The organism is Gordonia sp. (in: high G+C Gram-positive bacteria), assembly GCF_020438995.1.
GTDB lineage: Bacteria > Actinomycetota > Actinomycetes > Mycobacteriales > Mycobacteriaceae > Gordonia.
The window spans coordinates 1-1,943 of the sequence record NZ_JAGQTN010000210.1 but is presented as its reverse complement, the minus strand read 5'-3'; the positions used below and the strand labels follow the sequence as shown (position 1 = coordinate 1,943).

General features: G+C 65.0%; 2 protein-coding genes. Both read right to left on the bottom strand.

Annotation, left to right across the window (positions count from 1 at the left end):
* Nucleotides 1-137: 137 nt before the first annotated feature.
* Nucleotides 138-953: a mycofactocin-coupled SDR family oxidoreductase gene (locus KDB67_RS15215; RefSeq protein WP_291017252.1), complete on the bottom strand. Its 816-nt coding sequence runs from the start codon at nt 951-953 to the stop codon at nt 138-140.
* Between the two features lie 65 nt (nt 954-1,018).
* The gene (locus tag KDB67_RS15210) at nt 1,019-1,843 is read right to left on the bottom strand and encodes a TIM barrel protein (RefSeq protein WP_291017249.1); all 825 of its coding nucleotides are present in this window, start codon (nt 1,841-1,843) and stop codon (nt 1,019-1,021) included.
* Between the last annotated feature and the right edge of the window lie 100 nt (nt 1,844-1,943).

Here is a 1,943-nt window from a genome sequence, read left to right as displayed (position 1 = left end):
GTTCGAGCAACCAGCCCGCAGGACTCAGATACCAGGGTTGCTCGACCACGTCTCTCCACATCCTCGACGGCAACCTCCTAAAGGTACGCCGTCGTAGGGCCGATCACGCTGCAACCACCGCGGCGCCGTCGTCAAACTCAGACCCGCTGGCTCATTCCTGCGTCAACGGGTAGTTCGACGCCGGTGACGTAGCGGCCGGCCTCGGAGCTGAGGTAGACGATGGCGTTGGAGATGTCGACGGGCTGGATGTTCTCGACGGGTAGTGCGTTGACGAAATACTTGGCGTAGTCGGGGTATTCGCCCAGGAACTCTCCCATGTAGTCGTTGGTGATCATGGGGGTCTGTACACCGGTCGGGTGGATCACGTTGACACGGATGTTGTGCGGCGCGAGCTCGTTCATCAGGGTGCGCATCAAACCGACGAGGCCGTGTTTGGCGGCGACGTAGTGCGCGATCATCGAGATACCCCGCAGTCCGCCGGTGGAGCCGGTGAGCACGATGGATCCGCCGTTCCCGGCGTCGATCATCGCGGGAACGGCTGCCGCGACGGTCCGCCAGACACCGGAGAGGTTGACGCCGATCATGTCGTCCCATTCGTCCTCGGTGATCGACCAGGTGTTCTTGGCGAATGAGGCGATACCGGCGTTGGCGGCGATGACGTCGAGGCGACCGAACTCGGCCACACCGTCGGCGACGACCGCCCGCACGGAGTCGAGTGCGCGGACATCGGCCTGTCGTGCCACGATCCGCCGGCCGGTTGCCTCGACAGCGGCGACGGTCTCCTGCAGATCGTCGGGCGTGGCCATCGGGTATTGGATGGACGAGATCTGGTCACACAGGTCGAAGGCTATGATGTCGGCGCCTTCCTCGGCCATGCGGACGGCGTGCGAGCGACCTTGGCCGCGGGCCGCGCCGGAGACGAGTGCGACTTTGCCCTCGAGTTGTCCGGTCATGATGAAACCTCTTTTCGTGAGTTGTGTTGCTTCGGAACGTGTGTGAATAGCGCGTTGGTAGTTGCTCAGTGGGTGGAAGGGTCTATGACACTCATCGACTCGTGCAGTATCCGTGCGCAGTCGGCCGCGTCGGAGTGCCTCGCTCCGTACGAAAGTACTTCTGGGGCAACAGGTCCGGAGTATCCCGTGTGGGTCAGGGCGTCGCGGAACGGCCGGAAGTCGAAGGCGCCGTGTCCCGGCGGCATCCGACCCCACCGGCTGGCGGTGAAGAACTCGTCGGCGTCGTCGGCCCGGCGTGCACCGTCGCTGATCTGGACGAGACCGATCCGCTCGGCCGGTAGTGCCCGCAACGTCGCCCAGTCAGGCGTGCCGTGCATCATGTGCCAGCTGTCGACCACGATGCCGAGCAACGAGGGTCCGACGGTGTCGGACAGGGCGACGGCGTCGCTGATGGCGGGCACCGGCCCGTAGGCCATGAACTCGAGGTCGAGTCGGGCACCACCGCCCGCGATGATCTCCGCGCACGCCCGCACCTCGTCGATCACTGTGTCGGTCAGCGGTGCGTCGACGATGCCCATGCAGCTGCGCACACCCAGAAGTCCCGCCAATTCCGCTGTTGCGGAAGCCTGTTCGCGGGTATCGGTGGTACCGATCCGCAGCACACCGATGTCGGTGACCGACAGTTCGCGCGCCGCGACCACCGCCACGATCCGGGCTCTGCCCTCTCTGCTGAACAGGTCGTCACCGAGGGCGACGTTGTCGAGACCGACTGCGGTGAAACCCGCCACGACGGCGGCGTCGAGGAGCGATTCCAGATCGGCTGCGGCGTACGGGATCGGTGGGCGTCCACTCCCCGGCGACGGGAAGGTCAGCCACGTCAGTGTCGACATCGATACCTGCATATGTACTCCTCGTCCGACCTGCGGGTGGTGGCTACTTCCCCTGCTTATACGGCTCGAAGAACGGCAGTGCCATCCGCAGCAGATCCTC

Bases quoted from the DNA above. Each gene is read 5' to 3' on its own strand.
- KDB67_RS15215 (WP_291017252.1), bottom strand. From the start codon at position 953: ATGACCGGACAACTCGAGGGCAAAGTCGCACTCGTCTCCGGCGCGGCC.
- KDB67_RS15210 (WP_291017249.1), bottom strand. From the start codon at position 1,843: ATGTCGACACTGACGTGGCTGACCTTCCCGTCGCCGGGGAGTGGACGC.